General features: G+C 69.2%; 20 protein-coding genes. 4 read left to right on the forward strand and 16 right to left on the reverse strand.

Going from position 1 to position 19,881, the window contains the following annotated elements; all coding sequences use genetic code 11:
• The 7 genes from KIH74_RS15020 to KIH74_RS37730 form a co-directional block, all read right to left on the reverse strand.
• Entirely contained in the window at positions 1 to 1,005 is a 1,005-nt protein-coding gene (locus tag KIH74_RS15020) for a sugar phosphate isomerase/epimerase family protein (RefSeq protein WP_214156539.1), read from the reverse strand.
• Positions 1,002 to 2,132 carry a Gfo/Idh/MocA family protein gene (locus tag KIH74_RS15025; protein ID WP_214156540.1) on the reverse strand — a complete coding sequence of 377 codons (1,131 nt, stop codon included), beginning with the start codon at positions 2,130 to 2,132 and terminating at the stop codon, positions 1,002 to 1,004. Before KIH74_RS15025 ends, KIH74_RS15020 begins: the two co-directional genes overlap by 4 nt.
• Entirely contained in the window at positions 2,129 to 3,343 is a 1,215-nt protein-coding gene (locus tag KIH74_RS15030; protein WP_214156541.1) for a lactonase family protein, read from the reverse strand. The genes KIH74_RS15025 and KIH74_RS15030 overlap by 4 nt, the downstream gene beginning before the upstream one ends.
• A complete protein-coding gene (locus tag KIH74_RS15035; protein ID WP_214156542.1) occupies positions 3,340 to 4,464 on the reverse strand; it encodes an IolE/MocC family protein in 1,125 nt (374 codons plus the stop codon). Before KIH74_RS15035 ends, KIH74_RS15030 begins: the two co-directional genes overlap by 4 nt.
• A complete protein-coding gene (locus KIH74_RS15040) occupies positions 4,461 to 4,934 on the reverse strand; it encodes a C-glycoside deglycosidase beta subunit domain-containing protein (protein ID WP_214156543.1) in 474 nt (157 codons plus the stop codon). The genes KIH74_RS15035 and KIH74_RS15040 overlap by 4 nt, the downstream gene beginning before the upstream one ends.
• Positions 4,935 to 5,101: 167 nt before the next feature.
• Positions 5,102 to 6,418 carry an MFS transporter gene (locus KIH74_RS15045; RefSeq protein ID WP_214156544.1) on the reverse strand — a complete coding sequence of 439 codons (1,317 nt, stop codon included), beginning with the start codon at positions 6,416 to 6,418 and terminating at the stop codon, positions 5,102 to 5,104.
• A 119-nt stretch (positions 6,419 to 6,537) separates the two neighbouring features.
• Positions 6,538 to 7,746: an ROK family transcriptional regulator gene (locus KIH74_RS37730; RefSeq protein ID WP_214156545.1), complete on the reverse strand. Its 1,209-nt coding sequence runs from the start codon at positions 7,744 to 7,746 to the stop codon at positions 6,538 to 6,540.
• Positions 7,747 to 7,977: 231 nt separating this feature from the next.
• Here KIH74_RS37730 and KIH74_RS38615 point away from each other — a divergent pair, with 231 nt between their 5' ends.
• Entirely contained in the window at positions 7,978 to 9,057 is a 1,080-nt protein-coding gene (locus tag KIH74_RS38615; protein ID WP_214156546.1) for an FUSC family protein, read from the forward strand.
• 111 nt (positions 9,058 to 9,168) lie between these two features.
• On the opposite strand, the gene KIH74_RS15060 is transcribed toward KIH74_RS38615, so the two are convergent.
• The 5 genes from KIH74_RS15060 to KIH74_RS15075 all read right to left on the reverse strand — a co-directional run bounded on the left by KIH74_RS15060 (position 9,169) and on the right by KIH74_RS15075 (position 11,866).
• On the reverse strand, positions 9,169 to 9,789 hold the full coding sequence (locus tag KIH74_RS15060; protein ID WP_214156547.1) for a winged helix-turn-helix domain-containing protein: 621 nt from the start codon (positions 9,787 to 9,789) through the stop codon (positions 9,169 to 9,171).
• 339 nt (positions 9,790 to 10,128) lie between these two features.
• Entirely contained in the window at positions 10,129 to 10,440 is a 312-nt protein-coding gene (locus KIH74_RS15065) for a hypothetical protein (RefSeq protein ID WP_214156611.1), read from the reverse strand.
• Positions 10,376 to 10,810, reverse strand: a complete 435-nt coding sequence (locus KIH74_RS15070; RefSeq protein WP_246572463.1) for an MFS transporter — start codon at positions 10,808 to 10,810, stop codon at positions 10,376 to 10,378. Before KIH74_RS15070 ends, KIH74_RS15065 begins: the two co-directional genes overlap by 65 nt.
• Positions 10,716 to 11,192, reverse strand: a complete 477-nt coding sequence (locus KIH74_RS36395; protein ID WP_246572343.1) for an MFS transporter — start codon at positions 11,190 to 11,192, stop codon at positions 10,716 to 10,718. Before KIH74_RS36395 ends, KIH74_RS15070 begins: the two co-directional genes overlap by 95 nt.
• Complete coding sequence (locus tag KIH74_RS15075; protein WP_281417871.1) at positions 11,189 to 11,866, reverse strand: LuxR C-terminal-related transcriptional regulator; 678 nt, start codon at positions 11,864 to 11,866, stop codon at positions 11,189 to 11,191. The genes KIH74_RS36395 and KIH74_RS15075 overlap by 4 nt, the downstream gene beginning before the upstream one ends.
• Before the next feature lie 174 nt (positions 11,867 to 12,040).
• On the opposite strand from KIH74_RS15075, the gene KIH74_RS15080 reads away from it, so the two are divergent.
• The 3 genes from KIH74_RS15080 (at position 12,041) to KIH74_RS15090 (ending at position 14,043) form a co-directional block, all read left to right on the forward strand.
• Positions 12,041 to 12,790 carry a CGNR zinc finger domain-containing protein gene (locus KIH74_RS15080; RefSeq protein ID WP_214156550.1) on the forward strand — a complete coding sequence of 250 codons (750 nt, stop codon included), beginning with the start codon at positions 12,041 to 12,043 and terminating at the stop codon, positions 12,788 to 12,790.
• A gap of 180 nt (positions 12,791 to 12,970) precedes the next feature.
• The gene (locus tag KIH74_RS15085) at positions 12,971 to 13,735 is read left to right on the forward strand and encodes an AzlC family ABC transporter permease (protein ID WP_214156551.1); all 765 of its coding nucleotides are present in this window, start codon (positions 12,971 to 12,973) and stop codon (positions 13,733 to 13,735) included.
• Entirely contained in the window at positions 13,732 to 14,043 is a 312-nt protein-coding gene (locus KIH74_RS15090; RefSeq protein ID WP_214156552.1) for an AzlD domain-containing protein, read from the forward strand. The genes KIH74_RS15085 and KIH74_RS15090 overlap by 4 nt, the downstream gene beginning before the upstream one ends.
• 146 nt (positions 14,044 to 14,189) lie before the next feature.
• Here the strand turns inward: KIH74_RS15090 and KIH74_RS15095 are convergent, their stop codons facing one another.
• The 4 genes from KIH74_RS15095 to KIH74_RS15110 form a co-directional block, all read right to left on the reverse strand.
• A complete protein-coding gene (locus tag KIH74_RS15095) occupies positions 14,190 to 15,200 on the reverse strand; it encodes a hypothetical protein (protein ID WP_214156553.1) in 1,011 nt (336 codons plus the stop codon).
• Positions 15,201 to 15,359: 159 nt separating this feature from the next.
• Complete coding sequence (locus KIH74_RS15100; protein WP_214156554.1) at positions 15,360 to 16,217, reverse strand: hypothetical protein; 858 nt, start codon at positions 16,215 to 16,217, stop codon at positions 15,360 to 15,362.
• Positions 16,214 to 17,467, reverse strand: a complete 1,254-nt coding sequence (locus KIH74_RS15105) for a DUF6880 family protein (RefSeq protein WP_214156555.1) — start codon at positions 17,465 to 17,467, stop codon at positions 16,214 to 16,216. Before KIH74_RS15105 ends, KIH74_RS15100 begins: the two co-directional genes overlap by 4 nt.
• Before the next feature lie 36 nt (positions 17,468 to 17,503).
• Complete coding sequence (locus KIH74_RS15110) at positions 17,504 to 19,780, reverse strand: 2OG-Fe(II) oxygenase (protein ID WP_214156556.1); 2,277 nt, start codon at positions 19,778 to 19,780, stop codon at positions 17,504 to 17,506.
• Between the last annotated feature and the right edge of the window lie 101 nt (positions 19,781 to 19,881).

The following is a 19,881-nucleotide window of genomic DNA, read 5'->3' on the forward strand; positions in this document are numbered from 1 at the left end:
TCACTGGTTGGAGAAGGCCGCGTCGAATGACGACTGCGGCAGCTTCCACAGCAGCGAGCGGATGAACCCGACGGCCTGGGCGGCTCCGTGCAGGCGGTCCATGCCGGCGTCCTCCCACTCGATCGAGACGGGGCCGCTGTAGCCGATGGCACGCAGCGCCCGGAAGGCGTCCTCCCACGGCACGTCACCGTGCCCGGTGGAGACGAAGTCCCAGCCCCGGCGCGGATCTCCCCAGGCGAGATGCGAACCGAGGACGCCCGAACGCCCGTTGGGCGGGCGCAGCCGGGTGTCCTTGCAGTCCACGTGGTAGATCCGCTCGGCGAGATCGACGATGAAGCCGACCGGGTCGATGTTCTGCCACATCATGTGCGAGGGGTCCCAGTTGAAGCCGAAGGCGGCACGGTGCCCGACCGCCTCCAGCGCCCGGATGCTCGACCAGTAGTCGTAGGCGATCTCGGAGGGGTGCACCTCGTGGGCGAAACGCACTCCCTCGTCGTCGAAGACGTCCAGGATCGGGTTCCAGCGACGGGCGAAGTCCTCGTAGCCCGCGTCGATCACCGATTCCGGTACCGGCGGGAACATCGCCACGTAGGGCCAGATCTTGCTGCCCGTGAACCCGACCACCGTGTCCGCACCGAGCTTGCGCGTCACCCGGGCGGCACGCTTCATGTCCTCGGCGGCCCGCTGCCGCACGCCCTCGGGATCACCGTCGCCCCAGGTGGAGGGACGCACGATCGCCTGGTGCCGGAAGTCGATCGGGTCGTCGCAGACGGCCTGGCCGGTCAGGTGGTTGGAGACGGCGAAGACCTTCAGCCCGTGCCGGTCCAGGATCTCCAGCCGCGAGCGCAGGTAGGCCGGGTCCTCGTCCGCCCGTTCCAGGTCCAGATGGTCACCGGAGGCGGCGATCTCGAGACCGTCGTACCCCCATCCGGCGGCCAGCCGCGCGACCTCCTCGAAGGGCAGGTCGGCCCACTGGCCGGTGAAGAGCGTCACCGGGTGCGTCATGAGCGGTCTCCGATCGTCGTCCACGCGTTGCCCGCGGCGCTGTCCAGCACCGCCTGCACGATCCGTACCGATCGCAGTCCGTCCTGCACCGTCGGCAGGCCCTCGGGCCGGTCACCGCGCACGGCGGCGTAGGTGTCGCTCACGAACGCCGCGAACGCGTCCGTCCAGCCCTGGGGGTGCCCGGCGGGTGTGCGGTTGAGGCGGCTCTGGTCCGCCGCGGCCGGGCCCTCGCCACGGTGCACGGTGAGCGCACCGTTCTCGCTGCCGAACCAGGCGGTCTCGGGCTGTTCCTGGTCGAACACCGCCGATCCCCGGGTGCCGTCGACCTCCAGCCACAGCCGGTTCTTGCGGCCGGCCGAGACCTGGGAAATCACCGTGCTGGCGGTCATCCCGCGCTGGGTGCGGAACATCGCCGTGGCGGTGTCCTCGGTCGTCACCACGGCTCGCTCGGCACCTTCCCGGGCGCCGGCGAACGAGGCGGACGAACCGACGGGACGGGTCCGGTGCACGATCGAGGTCGCGGCACTGACCTCGGTGAACACCTCGCCGGAGACGAACTCCGCCAGGTCGCACCAGTGGGTGCCGATGTCGGCGAAGGCCCGGGAGGCGCCGCCCTCCCGCGGGTCGATCCGCCAGGTCGAGGCGTCCGGCGACAGCAGCCAGTCCTGGAGGTACGAGCCGTGCACCAGGGCCACGTCGCCGAGCTCGCCGCGGATCCGGCGGGCCCGGATCTCGCGCACCATCGGGTGGTAGCGGTACACGTACGGCACGGTCGCGACCACACCCGCCGCCTCGACCGTCTTCACCAGACGCTCGGCGTCGGCGACCGTGGTGGCGATCGGCTTCTCCAGCACCAGACCGATCCCGGCGGCGGCGACGGCCTCGCCGTAGCTGACGTGGGTGGAGTTGGGGGTGCAGACATGCACCACATCGGGCCGGTCGGCCAGCAGGGCCTCCAAATCCGGGTATCCGGTGGGCACGTTCCAGCGGTGGGCGTGCTCCTGGGACCGTTCGGGTGAGATGCCGAGCAGGCCGATGACGTCGGCCCCGCTGTCGCGGGCGGCGCGCAGGTGGGCGGCGGCGATCATCCCGGTGCCGATGATCGCCACCCGGGGCTGAGGCTTCATGAGGGGAACTCCGCGAACTCGAGGTACGCCGGATCGGCCACGGCCGTGTCGGCCAGGTGGGCGAGAGTGCCTGTGTTGTGGTCGATCTCGTAGGAACGGACGACGTTGCCGGGTCGGTCGGCCAGCAGCAGGAGGCTGCCGGTCGGGTCGATCGCGAAACTGCGGGCGGCCAGGCCCGGATGGACCGACGGAGCCAGTGGCACGCTCCCGGTCCGGCGCAGACTGCCGTCGGTGCCCGCCTCGAACCAGGCCAGCGTGTCCTCACCGCGGTTGTTCACGTAGACGAACGATCCGCCGGGGTGCACGCGGACCTCGGCTGGCTCGTTGAGAGCGGTGAACCCTTCCGCGACGCTCGAGCAGCGGCCCAGGAAGGTGAACACGCCCTGGGAGGCGTCGAAGGCCAGCGACACCAGCTCGGAGGACAGCTCGCAGGTCAGGTAGGCCCGGTCGGACAGCGGGTCGAAGGCCAGGTGCCGGGGTGCCGTCTGCGGCGCGAACCGGTAGGTGCTGACGGGCCTGAGCTTCGGGCCCAGTTCGTAGACCGTCACGGTGTCCGAGCCCTTGTCACAGACCACCACGTATCGACCGCTCGGGTCGATCACGGCACAGTGGGCGTGAGCGGCGGCCTGGGCGTGTCCTCCGGCCTGGGGCGAGGAGTTGGGGTCGGTGCCCCCTTCCCGCAGGATCTGGACGTCCTGGATGCTCTCGACGCTGCCGTCGGCGCCCAGACCGTAGGTCACGACCGTGGAGTCGTCGTAGAGGTACTCCACGTCCCAGCCTCCGTGCGGGCCGGCGACCACGTGCTCGACGTGCTCGAAGCTGCCGTGGTTGGCGCTGACCAGCAGATGACGACCGGGTGCCACGGACAGGTAGGTGGGAAAGGGCCCGACGGTGCTCAGCAGGTTGAGCGGCTTCATCGTCCTGGTGGTCGGCTCCACCCGGATCGCGTGCACCGCCGCCGGCGACTGGACCGGACCGCGTCCGTCCGTCTTGCGCTCGTCGACCGCGAAAAGGGTCCAGAGCGTGGGCGCGTAGACCAGGAATCCCGCCTGGCGGGGCTCGTCGAGGTGGCTGCACAGGGTCAGGTCACGGCCGCCCGGGCTGACCTCGTACAGGCTGACGCCACCGGATCCCCCGCCGGGGCCGTCGGCGTAGGAGCCGACGAACACGCACAGACGCCGCGAGAGACTCTCGTTCTTCGGGCTTTTCATGCCCCGATCAGCCTCCTCAGCATCTCCTGGTGACGCCGCACCTGCTCGACCTCGGACATCAGCTGTTCCCGGCCGCGGTCCTGGTTGTAGCGCTGTCCCTCGTACTCGGAGTTGACGAACCCGTCGAAGCCCCCGTCCTTCAGGGCCGTGACCGCGGCTTCGTAGTCGATCGCGATGTCCTGGAACTGGCCCGGTTCGCCGGGGATCTCGGACATGTAGTTGAACTTGCCGTGCACGTGGGTCACGTGCGGGGCGAGCTGCCGCAGGGTGTCGGGCGAGGTGTCGGAGAACATCAGCGCCTCGGCCACGACGGTGTAGTCGATCTCCTGCGGGTTCTCGACCCGCTGGTCGGCGAAATCACGTACGCCCCGGAAGATCTCGATGAGTGCCGGGTCGCCTTCCGCGCTCCTGAGGAACCTGCCGAAGTCCGATCGCAAGTTGCCGGCGGTGTGGGCGGCCAGTTCCGAGCGGGAGAAGGGCGCCTGGCCGGCGCGCAGCATCAGGGCCAGGTCGACCGACGCGTCACAGGCGCTGAGCTGCGCGCCCCGGCGCCGGAACCAGGCGAGCTGGACCTCGGACAGCCGGAACTGGAAGATGCCGAGATCCGGGACGATCCCGAGGTGCTGGGTCCCGGTTCGCTCGATCACCTCGAGGATCTCGCCGACCTGCTGTCCTTCCAGGCGCATGGGCTGATGGACCTCTTTGCCCAGCCTCAGGTCCAGTTCCTCGGCCAGCGGCAGCGCCATCTCCATGATCTCGGTGGGGACCACCGACAGGGTGCGAACGTTGCGGAAACCCAGGGACTTGGCGAGGCGCAGATCGTGCCGCAGCCGCTCGGCGCACTCATCGTAGGTCATCACGTGGTCCCGGAATTGCAGCACGTCCATCTGCACGTCCAGGGCCACCGGGGTGGTGCCGTACTGCTCCATCCAGCCGAACCACTGGCCGCGGAACTCCGGGCCCGGGTCCGGGTACCGCAGCGACATCTCGTCGACCAGTTCGAGACCGGTGGCACCGCCGAGGTTCTGGCCGACCTCGCGCACCTGGTCGTGCAGGTCAAGTTCCTTGAGGAACTGCGACTGCTGGTAGCTGTAGAGGGAGACTCCCCGCTGCATGCTCATCGGAGGGCCTCCGCCGGCTCGGTCAGGGTCAGGGTGTAGGACACGATCTGCGGTGCCTTGTCGGAGCCGGCCCCGGTGCCGGGACGCGGGGGGTTCTTCACCCACTCCTCGTCGGTCGGCAGGTAGCCGTAGGCCGCCAGAACCGACTGCTGGAAGCGGATGACGTGCTGGCCGGGGGCGAGGCCGCCGGGTGCGGAGACGTGCAGGATTCCCTCGTCGTCGTAGTCCCAGTGCTCGTGCACCTGCGAGCGCAGGTCCGCAAAGCTGCGCGGTGGGCGTCCGTTGATCTCGAAGGTCTGCACGGAGACCGGGTATTCGGTTCCGTCGACCTCGATGAAGTAGCCGTTGTGCAGGGACAGGTAGCAGCCGCGGTAGTTGGCGTGGCGGACGGCGAGGCGGAATCCCACCACCTCGCCGTCACGCACGTCGTTGCGCAGGCTGTCGGGTCGGATCAGGAAGTTCTCGAACATCGTGGGCAGTCCTCTCGGCTGGGGGCCGCGGGCCGGGTGTGATCAGGAAGTCACCGGCTCCGGCGTCGGACCGCGCAGTTCACGCAGGCCCAGGCGCTGACTGCGGCCCCAGGCGCGGAACAGCAGCCCGGACAGGTCGATGTCTCGGGAACTCATGACGGTCCTGGTCAGCCGGCCGTCGTGATCAGGGTCGGCTCGCCGTCCCGCGGCCGGCGGAACAGGGTGGCCCAGATGACGGCGGCGACCAGGGCCGAGCCGATTCCCAGGGCCCAGATCGGGTTCCAGCCACTCAGGTCACCGGCTGCGCCGGTGGCGACGCTGTGGTCGTAGATCCGGCCGGCGATCTCCGCACCGACGAAGGCGCCCAGGCCCGAGACGACGAGGATGAGCATGCTCTGGGCCTGGGCCGAGACCTCGGCGCTGGTCACGTTGCCGATGTACATGGCGGCCAGCACGAGGAAGAAGTCGTTGCAGATGCCTTGCAGCGCGATAGCGGCGACCGCGATCCAGGTGTGCCCGTCCGGGTGCGCGCCGATCACGGCGAGGAACAGGGCCAGCCGCACGGCCCACATGAACATGCCGGCCAGCAGCGCCCATTTCATGCCGATGCGCTGGAGCACGAACGGGATGGTGACGATGAAGACGACCTCGGACGCCTGACCGATCGACAGCAGACCGGCGACGTTCTGGAAGCCCAGCGCCCCGAGGAAGGTGGAGGCATAGGTGTTGTAGACGCCCAGCGAGACAGCCGTCAGGAGGGCGCAGCCCATCAGGACGGCGAAGTTACGGTTGCGCAGCAGCGGAAGGGCTTTGGCGCCGATGACGTCACCGGGGCTGAACCGCACCCCCTTGGCCGGCGCCGGTGTGGAGGGCAGGGTGAAGGCGTAGACGCCGAACAGGATGCTGAAAGTGGCTGTCAGGTAGAACAGCTCGGGCGCGTCGTCGAGACCGGCCCAGCCGACGGCCTGCCCGGCGATCACCCAGCCGAGGGTGCCGAACACCCGGATGTAGGGGAACCACCGCTGGTTCGAGCCCAGGTGCCGGAAGGCGATCGAGTTCGACAGGCCCAGGGTGGGCTGGAAGAACAGCATGTACACGAAGATCAGTGCCAGGACGAGGGTTCCGTTGCCCGAGGTGATCGCGGCCGGCACGAAGCAGAGCAGCACGCCGCCGATCAGATGGGCGATGCCGAGCCCGTTCTGCGAGGGGATGAAGCGGTCGACCAGCGCCCCGAGGAACATCGGGGAGACGATGGCGGCGACCGCGGCCAGGGAGAAGGCCGTGCCGATGATGGTCGGCAGACCGTGTGTCGCCAGGACCAGCCCGAGCGTGGCGAACCATGATCCCCAGACGAAGAACTCCAGCAGCATCATCAGGGTCAGCCGGGCGAACACCGTCCAGTCGGAGGCACTCTGGATGCCGGCGGACAGTTCGCCGGCGCCCGCAGTCGCCGGGGCGGGCATGTCGGCCACGTCTTTTCTCATCATTGAGACCTTCGATAGTTCGGATCTTGAATACTCCGTGCAGCAACTTCCATCTCATCGTACGAATCATTCAACAAGTGTCAACGAACGAACTCGTCGACTATTCACGTCTCGAACAATCAGCTCTTCATCCACTGCGGCAGAGAGCTGACACCCTGCCCACCCAGGGTCAGCACCGCGGCCACACCGCCGAAAAGCGCCGCATCGTCACCGATCACGGCGGGGACGAACCGCACATCGGGCGAAACGGCCAGCAAACTGTTGATCTCGGCGGAGGAGCGGACGCTGTCGAACACCAGAGGCCCGGCCTCCCCCAGCAGACCCCCGATGGCCACCACGCTCGGGGCCATCGCCTTGGCCGTGTTCGCCAGCGCCCGGCCGAGGTAACGGCCGGCTTCCCACAGCACGCGCTGGCAGGCCGGGTCGCCCCGGTGGGCGGCCGCGATCACCTCCGGCAGGTCTTCCTTGACCGAGCCCGAACCCTCCAGCGCCAGCAGGATCGAGCGCTCGGAGGCGAAGGTGGTCAGACAGCCCCGGCTTCCGCAGAAGCAGACCGGGCCGTGCTGTTCCAGGATGATGTGCCCGATCTCGCCGGCCAGCCCGTCACCACCCCGGTAGATCCGCCCGTCGATCACGATCCCGCCCCCGATGCCCGAGGAGCACATCACGAACAGGAAGTCGTCGACCCCGTGCCCGGCCCCCCACGTCCACTCGGCCAGGGCCGCCAGATTCGCGTCGTTCTCGGCCACCACCGCCACCCCCAGCGCCTCGGCCAGGGTCGACGCCACCGGTACGTCGCTCCAGTTCGGCATTTGCAGGCGGGCCCAGGACACGAGCGTGCCGGCGCGCCGGTGGATGGGTCCCTGCATGGCCACGGCCACACCGGTCAGGTCGGACACGGCCAGCCCGGCCCGGCCCACGAGCCCCCGCACCAGACCCACGACATCCTCGGGACCGGCCCCGTCCGTGGCGAAGTCCCGGCCCTGATCGAGATGGGCGTCCAGGCGCCGGCGCCGCCCCAGGTCGAACAGGACCGCGTGGACGGCGTCCACGTTGACCTGGACCGAGACGATCACCCCGGCCTCCGCCACCAGCGCCACCTGGGACTCCCGCCCGTTCAGCGCCTGGACCTCGGCGATCCCCTCGTCCCGCAGCCCTCTGACGATGCTGTTGACCGTCGCCGCGGACAGATCGGTGCGACGGGCCAGCGCCGCCTGCGAGGAGGGCCCGTGCGCACGCAGGGCCTCCAGCACCTTCTCCACGTTGCCGCGCCGCACGCCCGACGTCCGTCCGGCCTTGCCCACCGACTTACCCTGAGACACCACCACGCGAGAATACTTCAAGAAACGAACGATTCTGAGCCTCTCCCCGGCGAAGCTTCAGGTTGCGGCGTCCGCGCGCACCCCCACACCTTCCGCCCAGCGAACCCTTCGCTTCTCAAAGGGTATTCACCGGCCCGGTTGGTTCCGCCGGTCCGCATCGGTACGTTGACGAAGCGGCGTGGCGGCCGTGTCCCTCGTCCGTGTGGCATCTCCACGGCTGCCAGTGGAGGTATTCGCGTGACCACCCCGATCGACCGGACGCCGTCCCGACCGATGCTCGCCTCATCGGCGCGCTTCGTGCGTGAATGCTGGACGCAGACCATCACCGTCCGTCCGCGCTCCGCCTCCCGCCGGGGTTCCGCCCAGGTGGCGCTCAGCGTCGCCCTCCCCCTGGCGGTGCTGCTGGCCCTTCACCGGTCCGACCTCACCGCCTGTGCGGTGTTCGGCTCGCTGAACTCGGTCTACGGCAAGACACTGCCCGGCAGGGACCGGTTGATCACGCAGGCGCGCGCCGGGCTGATGATGACCGCGGTCGTGGTCATCGGGACCGCCGCCGGCATGGCCGGACCGGCCGGCGCGGTCCTGGCGCTGAGCATCGCCTCCGTGGCCGGGCCGATGTTCTCCCGCAGATACGGGTGGCTGCCCAACCCGGCGCTCTTTCTCGTGTTCGCCGTCGCCACCCTCGCGGCGGAGCCCCACCCGGCCACCGACCTGCTGCCGGCCGCCCTGATCGCGGCCGCCTCGGCGGCCAGTGCGATGATCATCAGTCAGGGCATCTGGTGTACTCACCCGGCATCCTTTCCCAGCAACCACTTTCGGCCGCTGCCCCTGCGTGATGTGGTGACCGCCCCAGGGGCCCGCACCGACCTCCTCCTCCATGCTCTGACCCCTTCGGTCGCCGCCCTCCTGGCCTGGTCGGCCGGTTTCGGCCACCCGTACTGGGCCGCGGTGGCGGCAACCGTCCCGCTCGCCGGCACGACTCTCGCCGGCCAGGTGGCCAGAGGCGTCCACCGCTCCCTGGGAACGGCTTTCGGGGTAATGGCCGCCTACGTCCTGCTCGCCCCGCCGTGGCCGGTCTGGCTGCTGGTAGCCGCGATCGGCGTCCTTCAGTTCCTGACCGAGACCTTCGTCGCCCGCAACTACGGCATCGCCGTCTTCTTCATCACCCCCATGGCCCTGACCCTCAGCCATCTCGGGGCGGTGGCAGAACCAGGGCAACTGATCATCGACCGGATGATGGCGACGGCCCTGGGGATCTGCGTCGCACTGCTGCTGCTGACGTGCTCGGCGATCAGCCGGTCTTGGGACTTCCCCTGAGACGGACCGGACGCCACCCTTCAGCCGAAGGACTGCGGAACCCGTCCACGGGCCGCATTGGCCGCACGAGGTCGTTGACGATCGTGATCGGGCTTACTGCTCCAGACGGGATCAGGTAGCCGATCGAACGCCCCGGGGCGGCGTCACTACCCGATATCGGCTGTCGCGGTCACCCTGGCCGCCGACCAAGGTGACGGATCCGGCCTCCCGCATCTGGCGCAGGGCGTACTGAACCTGTCTGGCGGTCAACCCAGTGGCTTCGGTGATTTCGGCAGCCGTCATATCGCCGGTCCGGAGGTGCCGCCGGATGAGGTCCCAATTCTTGCGGCGGGCATGGGACGAGATGTTGTCGGCTGACGAGTTCCCGCTCTGCGATGTGGATTGCGACGTGATCGGTGCCGGAGACATCCGCGCCGACGGGGTGGGAACGTAGCCGATCAGATGAGCTGCGATCCGATACACACGTCCGCCGCGTTCGCCATCAGCCGTAGCGACCCCTGCCTCGACAAGACCGGCGAGTTCGGTTCGCGCTTCACGGGAGTCCATGGGAAAGGTTTCCCTGAAGCTTTGATTGGTCCAGGTCTGCCCGCGGCGCATCGCTACCAGGGCATGTCTTTGCCGATCCCCCAGCGTCGCAGCAGCGGGAAGCGCGGCCAGCCAGTCCAGGTCCTCGCGGGCCAGCAAGGCGTGATTCGGAACCGCGACGGTGAAGGCGGACACCGTGGACAGCACGCCGTCGGGGAACCCTCCACCGCCCGTTTGACCTGGGTCTCCGGAGCGTCGCTACCTTCTTGAGGCAAATCGACGATCAACGCTGCCGACTCATCCGGTTCATCGAAATGTACAAAAGTTTTGTAGAAGTTGCCGAGATTTGTATATTTGTCCAGCACTGAGGGGCCACCCGGGAGTCCATGCCTGACCAGGTCAGACACCGCCCGGGGCAATCCCCGACGACAATCCGTGCCGGAGCGCGCTCCGGGCCGCCGTACATGACCGTGCTGGGCGGGGTGAGAGGCACTGGCTCCTCACCCCGCCCAGCAGGCACCGGCTCTCTGGAAGAGGTGCCCGGGCTCAGACCGTGGGCAGCTCGCGCAGTTTCATCGCCGCCCGCAGCGGGGGAATGCTGATCACCATCACGGCCGCCCCCGCGGCCACCGCCCAGGAGGCGCCGAACCAGTCGACGAGCAGGCCACCGGCCAGGGATCCGGTGGGGATGCCCGCGTACAGCAGAAGCCGCAGGGCCGCGCTCATCCGGCCGAGCATGTCGTCGGGCGTCATCGCCTGGCGCACGGTGTAGGACATGACGTTGAACATGCCCTCACCGAAACCCGTGATCAGGTAGCAGCCGCCCCAGACCAGGACGGCGGCGGCGGTGGTGCCCACCTTCCCGGCGTCCGTGAACGCGAGCAGGAACAACCGGCACGCTGGCGATGACCGCGCTCCAGGCCAGCCCGCGCCCGTACCCGACCCGGGCGATGACCCGGCGCGAACGGGCCGCGCCGAGCAGGGCACCGGCACCGGCCGCCGACAGTGCGGCACCGTAGACCCAGGCGCCGCCGTCGATCTCCGAGGTGCTCTTCACCAGGAAGGCCACCATGACCATGTAGCTGCCCGCGTTGAACAGCAGCCCGTGCAGGCTGATCCCGCGGATGACGGAGTCACCGGCGATGAATTGCAGCCCCGACTTCAGCTCCGTGCGGAGACGACGGGCGGGAGTGCCGGTCAGCGGTGGCTCGTGCCGGCGCAACAGCATCAGCGAGGCCAGGGAGGCGATGTAGGAGAAGGCGTCGACCAGCAACGCGACCGGCGGCGAGCACCCGGACCAGGCGGATCAGGTTCGTGCTGATCATCAGGGGACGCTTGCGGTGGCGGTCCACCCAGACCCCGACCAGCAGGGGCAGGGCCAGGTAGGGCAGGAAGAGGAAGAACTGGAGCAGGCCGATGTCAAGGCCCGAACCGCCGAGGGACTCGCGGGCCAGGAGCGGCAGCACCGCGGCGGTGACCTGCGAGCCGATCAGCGAAATGCTCTCACCGGCCCAGAAGGTCATGGCCGTGCGGTCCTGACCCAGGGACGTCCGGGTGGGTTCCTGGGGTTCCGGGCCGGCCGCGCCGGGGACCACGTCGGTGGTGGTCATGCCGCCGTCACCATCAGGCCGGTGCGGAAGGCGTAGCTGACCAGCCCGGCCCGGTCGCGCACACCGAGCTTGTAGCGCAGGCGGTGCAGGTGGGTGCGGACGGTCGTGACCCCGATGGCCAGGAGCCCGGCGACCTCCTCGGTGGAGTTGCCGTGGGCGACCAGCTCCAGGATCTCGCGCTCGCGCGCGGTCAGTGCATGCAGAGCTGCCGTATCTGTTTCCGCCGGTTCCGGTGGGCTGCTCTCGGCGACCGATCTGAACCAGCCGACCAGCCGATCGGCCGCGCCGCCCATGAGGACCATGTGCCCGGCCACGACGCCCCGCACGGCGTAACACAGGTCCTCGGCGGTGAACTGGTCCACGATCACCCCGTCGGCGCCGAGGCGTAGCACGTCCTCGGTGGCAGCCGCTTCCTCCCGGGTCAGGACGACGATGACCCGGCACTCACGTGTCGCCTTCTCCGCCATGACCCGCCGCAGCACCTCGCTGCTGGACAGTCCCCGCAGGTTCAGGCCCAGGACCATGACGTCGACCGATCGCGACGTCACCTCGATCATCGCGGCGATCCCGCTGTCGGTGGAGGTCACCGACTCCACCGACGCCTCGGCCTCCAGCTGCGTCCGCATGCCTTCTCTCAGAATTGCCCATTCGTGACAGATCAGAACGCGACTCATGGTGGCCCTCCCCTGGGCGCCCGATGCGGATGCGGTCTTTTACCTGTTCACAATCTAATGGGTGATTGGCCTGAACAACCATTAGCATGGCGCTCTCGGGAAACCGGTTCCATGGCGCGCGCCACCACCGCAGGCCCTAGGCTTGCCTCAGGAAAACGCCGGAAGGAGCGCACTGTGGACACCCGGAAGAGCCCAGGCGCACGGTCCCGGAGCACCACGACGCCCGTCGTCCAGACGTCAGTCTCACCGGCACCCGACGGCGAGTACGCGGCGCGCGACGCCTGGGTCAGCCTGATCGGCGGGCATCCGGCCCTGGACCTGGTCAACACCGTCTCCTGGAGACTCGATCCAGCCCGCCGGACCGACCGGCTGGCCACCCACGACGATCTGATCACCTGGTCCACTCGAGCGGCCCTGATCGAAACTGCTTGCTACACAGGGCTTTCGCTACCGTCGCCGAAGTCGGCCGAGCGCACCCTGACCAGGGTCCGGGCCCTGCGCGAGAACGCCTATCTGGCGCTGTGTGACCACCTGGCCGGCCGGCCCGTCGACGCGGGCGTGCTGGACACCCTGCGCGCGGCGCTGTCCTCAGCGCTGCGCGGCGCTCCGGCGGCCCCGGCGTTCCCGCTGCGCCTGGCCGTAAGGCCCACGGACGCCACCCAGATCCCCGACGCGATCGAGGCGTCCCTGTTCGACCTGTTCGTGCTCCAGGACCTCGCGCGGCTGCGCGAGTGCCAGGGAACCGGCTGCGGCTGGCTGTACCTGGACCGCAGCCGAAACCGCAGCCGGCGGTGGTGTTCCTCCACCGATTGCGGCAACCGCCACCGAGTTCACCAGTTCGCCACCCGGGCCCGCAGTTCCCTTGATACCGCCGCGAGTTCGGCAACCGACGCCCCCTCCCCGTCCCGACCGGTGGCCCCGTAACGATCCAGCAGCCCGGCCAGCACCTGTGCCCTCGACGACGGCGCAGGCTTTCCACCCGGTACACGGTGCAGACGCAAGGGTCTCGGACAAATCATCACCCGGTGGTGGACGTCTGGATGACGACGGAGCGCGCGCGCCACCCTACGGTGGGTATTTCGACCGACGAGGGAGAGAACGAGCATGCCCACGCACGACACCGGCCCCGCACGGGGCTACCTGGCGGGGGCCCGGATCGGAGCCGGCCTGGCCGCCGGCTCGTTCGTGCTGGCCCTGACCTTCGGGGCAGTGGCGAGCCAGGAGAGCTGGGGATCTCTCGCACCGGTCGTCGCCTCCCTGGTGATCTTCTCCGGCTCGGCGCAGTTCGCCCTGGTGACCGCGCTGGCCAGCGGAGGCGCGGCATGGGCCGCCGTCGCCTCGGCCGCGCTGATCAACCTGCGGTTCCTGCCGATGGCCATCGCCGTCACCCCTGCCCTGCACGGCGGAAGACTGCGCCGGGCCCTGGAAGGACAGGCAGTGGTGGACGGATCCTGGGTCGCGGCCCACGAGGGCGGCGACCGCTTCAACCGCGCCACCCTGATCGGGGCCACCCTCGCCCAGTGGCCGGCCTGGGTGTCCGGGACAGCGCTGGGCGTACTCATCTCCCCACCACCGGACCTGACGCAGACCCTCGGACTCGACGTCGTCTTCCCCGCCTTCTTCGCCGTGCTGCTGATCGACGAACTGCGCAGCTCCGAGAAGGCTTTCGCGGCCGGCCTGGTGGGCGGCACACTCACCGCCGCCCTGCTGATCGTTCTGCCCACCGGCCCGGCCCTGCTCGGCGGTTCCTGCGCTGCCCTGATCGGCCTGCGCACGGACCGGAAGCTGCGCGGGGCAGGCATTCTCCCCGTCAAAGACACCTCCGCGGTGCAAGACAGCATCGGCGACACGACCCGGGAGATCCGATGACGACGCTCTGGCTCTGCATCGCCGCGACAGCACTGGTCAGTTTCTCGATCAAAGCCGCCGGACCGGCCCTGCTCGGTTCAGACCCACTGCCTGAACGTGCCCGCGGCGTCGTGGCCCTGCTCGCCCCCGCCCTGCTGTTCGCACTCGTCGTCGCCGAGCTCCTCGGACCGGGCTGGCACGATCTGGACCCGGCACTGGTCATCGGAGTGACGGTCGCCGTCGTGGCGCGCCTGGCCCGGGTGGCGGATCTGCCGGCGGTGCTGCTGGCCGTGCTCGCCACCGCCCTGGCCCGATTGATGCTGCCATGAGCTTTCGGCCAATAACCCGGCGTGACCACCGTTCCTCTGACACCGTGTCATCCCCGGCTGACCGTGTTCGTGATGAGAATCGAGGACGACGCGGAGCACCGGCCGGACTCAGCGTCGTCCTCAATGATCTTGCCGGACAGGCTCGATCAGGCCTGCACCGCCAGCGCCACCTCGATCTCGTCCAGCAGCTCGGCCCAGGTCATGTCGCCGTACCGCGCGGTTTCGCCCAGCACGAAGGCGCCGAAGCACAGGGCCGGCACCAGAAGCGTCCTTTTCGGAGGCAATTCACCGGTGGATCGCTCGTCAGCGATCGCGGCCAGCACCCTGTTCACAGCCGAAGGGCTGACCCCGGCCTGGGGATGCGCCCGAACGTAATCCGCTGCCAGGGTGTAGTTCTGGCCGGGGACGGGACGGCGATCGCCACACAGGGCATACAGGGCCATGGCGTCGATCGCCAGGACGAAGTCCATGGCCTGGGCGAACACGTCGCCCTCGGTGGACTGGAGGTCTTCGACGACTTGCAGCCAGCCCGGCTCGAAGTCGCGCAGAACGTGCCCGAGGGCGCGCAGCACCAGGGTTCTGGCCTGCGGCGTCACTTCCTGTTCCGGGCTCCACTGCGGGCGGGCCCCCAGCCGCCAGGCCAGCCGCACCCGGCGGACGCGCTGCCGGTGCAGGCCGTAAACCCCGCCCACGGCGGCCACCCCCGCCCCGGCCACCGGCGTCACCCAGACGGGCAGGGGATGCACGGCGCGGGCCAGGAAGGTGGCGGGGACACCCCCGGCCATCACGGACAAGGCCGCCCTCCAGCGCTTTTCGCGCCCGGCCGGATGAGTGAGCAGGTGCTCCAGAATCTTCCCCGAGCCGGCCGGTTTTAGGGTCGCCGACACCCGGACCGGCCCGGTCTGCGCACCACTGCCCCGCACGGCCTCCGCCCCGCGCCGCACCTGTCCCACCCCGAGCGCGGCCTGCGCGAGCATCTGGTCGACGGCCCGCAGGCGGGCGCCCAGACCGGCGAGATCCTCGGCGACGACTCTCGCGCCGATCCCCTGCGCCTGCAACCGCCCCTGCTCGACGACCGCCTGCGCCGCCGACACACGTTCCCGGGACCGATCGATCTGGTCGGCCAGCGCCCCGACGGCCTGCACCGCATCATTCACCGACGACATGCTCTCCCCCAATCCCCACCCGTCCTGGCGGGCACCGGAGCAGCATAGGAGAAAAGACGAACAAATCGGTAATTTACCGAACATGCGGTGCACTCCGCTGCGTGCAGTTGCCGTCAACGCGCAGGAGCGCTGGCCGAAAGGGCCGCCCGGTCAGCCGGCTCGTGATCGCAGCTGAGCCGCGCGCAGCAGCAGTTCCCCCGCCGAACGTTCTCCCTCGACGGTGGCGCCGGGCTCGTCGCCGGTGTCCGCCCCGAACCGGCGGCGCAGTTCGGCGCCCAGATCGCCCTGCTTGCCCTCGGCCGCCTGCGCCAGCAGCCGGGTCTTCTCCTTCTCCGGCAGCGCCGTGATCCACTGCCGCAACGCCGGACCACGTTCCTTTCTAGCCGTTTTCGGCGGGCTGGCCTCGGCGGCCGCCGCGATCAGCCAGGGATCGATGATCAGGAAGTCGGCCACAGCCGCCAGAGCGCCCGAGAGCTTGCCCAGGCCGGCCGGTACGGGTGGCTCCAGTTCGTCGTCATCGATCTCCCCGCTGTCCGCGGCCAGCAGCCAGCCGAGGTAGAGCAGCCGCAGGTCACCCTCGATCACCTCGGCGCGGGCGGGAGCGATCCCGGCGATCCGGGCCTCCCCCGTCTCGGCGTTGTCCCAGTCGTGGTCCTCGAAGTTCTCGGCGGAGTACATCAGGCTGACGACGGTGTGACTGCCGTGGGACCACGACTCACACGCCATGTCCGAGAAGCAGTACCGCCGGGCCGTTTTCAGTGACAGCACCTTCTGCGGGAACCGGAACATCAGCTGCTGCGTGCTGAAGAACCCGGCATAGAGGAAGACGTCGAAGTACTTCTCCATCCAGCGGCGGGGATCGCCCTTGAGGTCGCCCCACTCGTACACGTTGGTGAAGCTGTTGGCGGTGATGGTCGCCCGGGTCGAGCGCTGCCGTAGTTCCGCCTGCATGGCCGCGGTGAGAGGCCGGTCGAGGCTGAGGAAGTCGTACAGCTGGTACTCGCTCATCGTCGTCCGTTCGTGATCGTGCCGAACCACCCACCGGCGTCCAGTGTCTGGAGAAACTTGGGACGGATCTTGTGGCGCTGTCGCAGATCGTTCAGGTACTGCGTGAACTTATCTGCACGATCTGTGTTTTCGTAGGCAGCACGCAGAGGGGCCAGGTAGACGACGGCACGCCGGTAGCGCTGCTTGTCCCGCTGGTTCAGGGCGTGCTGCTCGATCAGTTCTTGGTAGTGCCCCAGCACCTCGAGCGGATGCTGCCGGCCCCGGTCCGCGAGCACGGAGGCCCACTGCTGCTCGCTCAGGTGTTTCCGGTGTGCCGAGGCGATCGTCCAGGCCTCCTCGTGTTCGCCGGAAGCCAGCAGTAGCGGCACGAGTTCGGCCGAGACATCAGGCTGGGTGGCCAGCCGCTGACGCATGGTGCCGAGCGCCTCCGGCAGGGGGTCGGTCAGGTTGCCGGCCGAGGCGATCGCGGCCCAGGAACGGTAGTTGTCCACGGTCGGCTCGCGCAGGAACTCGGTGCGGCGCACGTCGAGGGCCTGCGTGATCTCGCCACGCTCCAGCAGCACGGCGACGAGCCAGTCGCGCACCCCGCCCGCCAGGTGGTGACCTGTGTACTCGCTGATGCCCCGGCGGGCCCAGGCGATCGCGTCGTCCGGGCGCCCCGCAGCGGCCAGGGCCTGGGCGATCTCCAGGTGACGGCCAGGATGCCCCAGATCGCCGGACATCACCGCGACGTAGCGATCCACGTCACCCGAGACGTGAGCGAGCTGCTCCCGCAGTTCCCGGATCGCCCACATGTCGCGCCAGGAGTCCGGGTCGGCGGCAGCCGCCCGGCGCTCCATGTCGCGTTCGATCGCGGTGATACCGCGCGGCCCCAGGGCCACGGCAAACTCCGCGAGGTGCACATCAGGCCAGCCGGGACCGTCACACAAGGTCTTGACCAGCCATGTGCCCAGGCTCTTGGGATCCGGCGGTGCCACCGTGCAGGCCCTGGCGTACAGCGACATCAGGGCCCGCAGCTGCGGGCCGATGATGCCTGGCGAGTCGTCCAGATACATCAGGGCACGGGTCACCCGATCGACGGCCTTGCGCAGCTGCGGCACCGCCTCGGCCGCCCGGCCGGACCGAACGAGCTCGTCCCCCAGAGCGTTGACGGTGCGGACGGCGACCGCATACTCCCGCCGGCCGTGGTACGGATGACGGCGGCGGTCCCAGCGCAGACTGTCCACGGAGCTACTCAGTTCGTCGGTCACAGGTCCATCCCAGCAGATCTCCTGGCGCCATGGACGTCAGCCCATCCCTTGCCGGCCCAGCCAGCCGAGATCGTCAGCATCCCGCGCACGTTCGAGCCGCTCATCGTCGAACAGCCGTTGCGTCTTGACCAGAACCAGCACGAAGGGACGCCCGGAGCGGCGGGTCTCGTGGGTCACCGGCAGTTCCGCCGCGTCGATGCGGGCATGCACGTGCCCGCGACGGTCCTTGGCCAGCGGCCAGTCCTTGCGCAGCTGCTCCGGGTCGGCCAGGAAGGCGGCCAGCTGCCCGCACAGCTCGCAGTCACATCCGTCCGGAAGGCCGATCGACCAGTCCCCCGCCGCCCGCTCCGGCATTTCCAGACGAGTGCGCAGCCGGGACGCCTCGGCCGTCCCGAGATCGAGAAAGGCCGGTTCCCAGTCCTGCCCGGGTGCCCGGTCGACGGCGTCCCGCAGAGCCGGCATCAAACACGCCGAAAACGAATCGCCATAGGAAAGACAGCGTTTCACGATCGAACGGCTCAGCGTCTGCGTCCGCAGCGAGGCCGCGGCCCGCACCACCGCCCCGAACGCCATTCCCAGATCACCCAGCTGCCGGTGCCGCACCGAACGCTGCGGCACCCGCAGATCCGACGCGATCATCGCCGCGAGACTGTCCCAGGACCGCTGCGTCAGCTCCTGGCGCAGCACCCGCTCACCGGCCGGCAGGTGCGCCAGCAGCTCGGGCAGCCCGCCGATCCAGCCCTCGCGCGAGGATCCCGGGCTGTACCAACGGCGCATCGTCTCGCCGAACCAGCTGTCCAGGATGCCGCGCGACCAGGTGGCCCCGTGGCGGGCAGCCAGCTCGGCCAGCACCGGCATATGGGCGGCCCCCAGACGCTCGATCGTGAACGGGCTCAGCAGCATCGTGGCCAAGCCCGCGTCGTCCAGCGCCAGCGCGGCCTCCAGCGCCTTGCCGAGCAACGGAGCGTCCCCGCCGTGCGAGCGGACGGAGCCTTCCCAGTACGGTGCCAGTTCCCTCGCCACGTCCGGATCCCGCCCGGCGATCAGCGTGTCCAGGGCCCAGACCGGCGACGAACGGGCCCGGACGACGAACGTCTGCTCCCTGGGCCAGATCACCACGGCCGCCCGCCGGTACCACCGGTCCAGCGTGTTGCCGTAGTTGCCCAGGTAACCCTCGTACTCCGAGCTGTCGGCCGGCATCGCCGACGTGGGCGTCACCGAGCACACTTCGGACTCGTCCAGGTCGATCGCGCCCGCCGGGAAGGAGGGGTCGTTCAGCACGAAACGGTGCTCGGCCTCGATCAGATCGTTCAGGTAGTAGCCGTTCTCGTCGAACCGGCCCTCGTCGTCGTCCGGCGCCGGGTAATACCGGTAGGGATCCTCGTCCCAGGCGTCCCACCGTTCATGGATCTCCCCGAGCGCCAGCACCGCCTCATAATCGCCCTGCTCCGCAGCCGCATCCCGCAGAGCCGTGGCAGCGGACGCGTCCGCGCCCTTGAGCCGGTCCCAGCTCAGACCCCGCTGTGAATACTCGTGATCGAGCAGAAAGGCCAGATGCTCCGGCGGTTCTCGCACATCTCCCGGCCACCGGGGCGTGGAGGACGTCCGGAAGTGCTCGTCCAGAAGTTCTCTCACCGAAGAGCTCACCCCGGGCCGCTCACCTCGACCGCCTTGGAGCAGAAGGTTGTAGGTGATCGTGACCCGGCTACCAGAGCGCACCGGCAGCACCTCGTGCCGGCAATCGGCATAGAACGCGACCAGTGCCACCCGATCGGGAAACCCCCGGTACCGGGTCGCCTCTCCCCGATGATGGACGATGAGCTCACCACCCGTGTGCGCGCTCGGCAAGGTCACGACCAGAGTCGCCACCATCGCATCATCCTTCTCCGAGTCCTGATGCGGCAGGAAGAACTGACCCTCGTCGTACAACAACACCGAATGCAACTCAGCCGTCAGCCGGCTCCCCGTCGGAAGCCCGAGTTCCTCACGCACCAAACCCAATTCGGCGTCGAGCCCATCGACCCAGCGGACGTCCACCAGATCCCGCGGAATCTCCCAGGTGTCCCGCACACCCGCGTCGACGAGCGTCTCCTCGCCCTTCCCGAACCGTGCCGGACGCCCCAGCCCCCGAAGCTTCTTCGTCTGAGCCGCCGTCAGAGGCAACTTCAGCCCGCCGATCCCCCGCACATCGACCGCCAGCGCCTTCGGAGATTTCGCCGTGAGCTGCACGCTCGATGCAACCTCACCGTGCTCGGCCAGCAGGGCGGCCAGGCGCTCGCGGGCTGAGGGCGTGGGATTGGTCGATTTCGCCATGGCCGTCGAGTCTCTCACGGACGGCCGCGGCCAGGCGCTGCTGGAGATCGGACTCGTCGTGCGTCCGGCGTTCCGCCCGCCGGCCAGCCAGTGGGCTCCTA

Source organism: Kineosporia corallincola, from assembly GCF_018499875.1.
GTDB lineage: Bacteria > Actinomycetota > Actinomycetes > Actinomycetales > Kineosporiaceae > Kineosporia > Kineosporia corallincola.

Excerpts from the sequence above, each read along its gene's own strand:
- KIH74_RS15020 (WP_214156539.1), bottom strand. The coding sequence starts at position 1,005 with ATGACGCACCCGGTGACGCTCTTCACCGGCCAGTGGGCCGACCTGCCC.
- KIH74_RS15025 (WP_214156540.1), bottom strand. The coding sequence starts at position 2,132 with ATGAAGCCTCAGCCCCGGGTGGCGATCATCGGCACCGGGATGATCGCC.
- KIH74_RS15030 (WP_214156541.1), bottom strand. The coding sequence starts at position 3,343 with ATGAAAAGCCCGAAGAACGAGAGTCTCTCGCGGCGTCTGTGCGTGTTC.
- KIH74_RS15035 (WP_214156542.1), bottom strand. The coding sequence starts at position 4,464 with ATGAGCATGCAGCGGGGAGTCTCCCTCTACAGCTACCAGCAGTCGCAG.
- KIH74_RS15040 (WP_214156543.1), bottom strand. The coding sequence starts at position 4,934 with ATGTTCGAGAACTTCCTGATCCGACCCGACAGCCTGCGCAACGACGTG.
- KIH74_RS15045 (WP_214156544.1), bottom strand. The coding sequence starts at position 6,418 with ATGAGAAAAGACGTGGCCGACATGCCCGCCCCGGCGACTGCGGGCGCC.
- KIH74_RS15070 (WP_246572463.1), bottom strand. The coding sequence starts at position 10,810 with ATGCTGTTGCGCCGGCACGAGCCACCGCTGACCGGCACTCCCGCCCGT.
- KIH74_RS36395 (WP_246572343.1), bottom strand. The coding sequence starts at position 11,192 with ATGACCACCACCGACGTGGTCCCCGGCGCGGCCGGCCCGGAACCCCAG.
- KIH74_RS15075 (WP_281417871.1), bottom strand. The coding sequence starts at position 11,866 with ATGAGTCGCGTTCTGATCTGTCACGAATGGGCAATTCTGAGAGAAGGC.
- KIH74_RS15085 (WP_214156551.1), top strand. The coding sequence starts at position 12,971 with ATGCCCACGCACGACACCGGCCCCGCACGGGGCTACCTGGCGGGGGCC.
- KIH74_RS15090 (WP_214156552.1), top strand. The coding sequence starts at position 13,732 with ATGACGACGCTCTGGCTCTGCATCGCCGCGACAGCACTGGTCAGTTTC.
- KIH74_RS15100 (WP_214156554.1), bottom strand. The coding sequence starts at position 16,217 with ATGAGCGAGTACCAGCTGTACGACTTCCTCAGCCTCGACCGGCCTCTC.
- KIH74_RS15110 (WP_214156556.1), bottom strand. The coding sequence starts at position 19,780 with ATGGCGAAATCGACCAATCCCACGCCCTCAGCCCGCGAGCGCCTGGCC.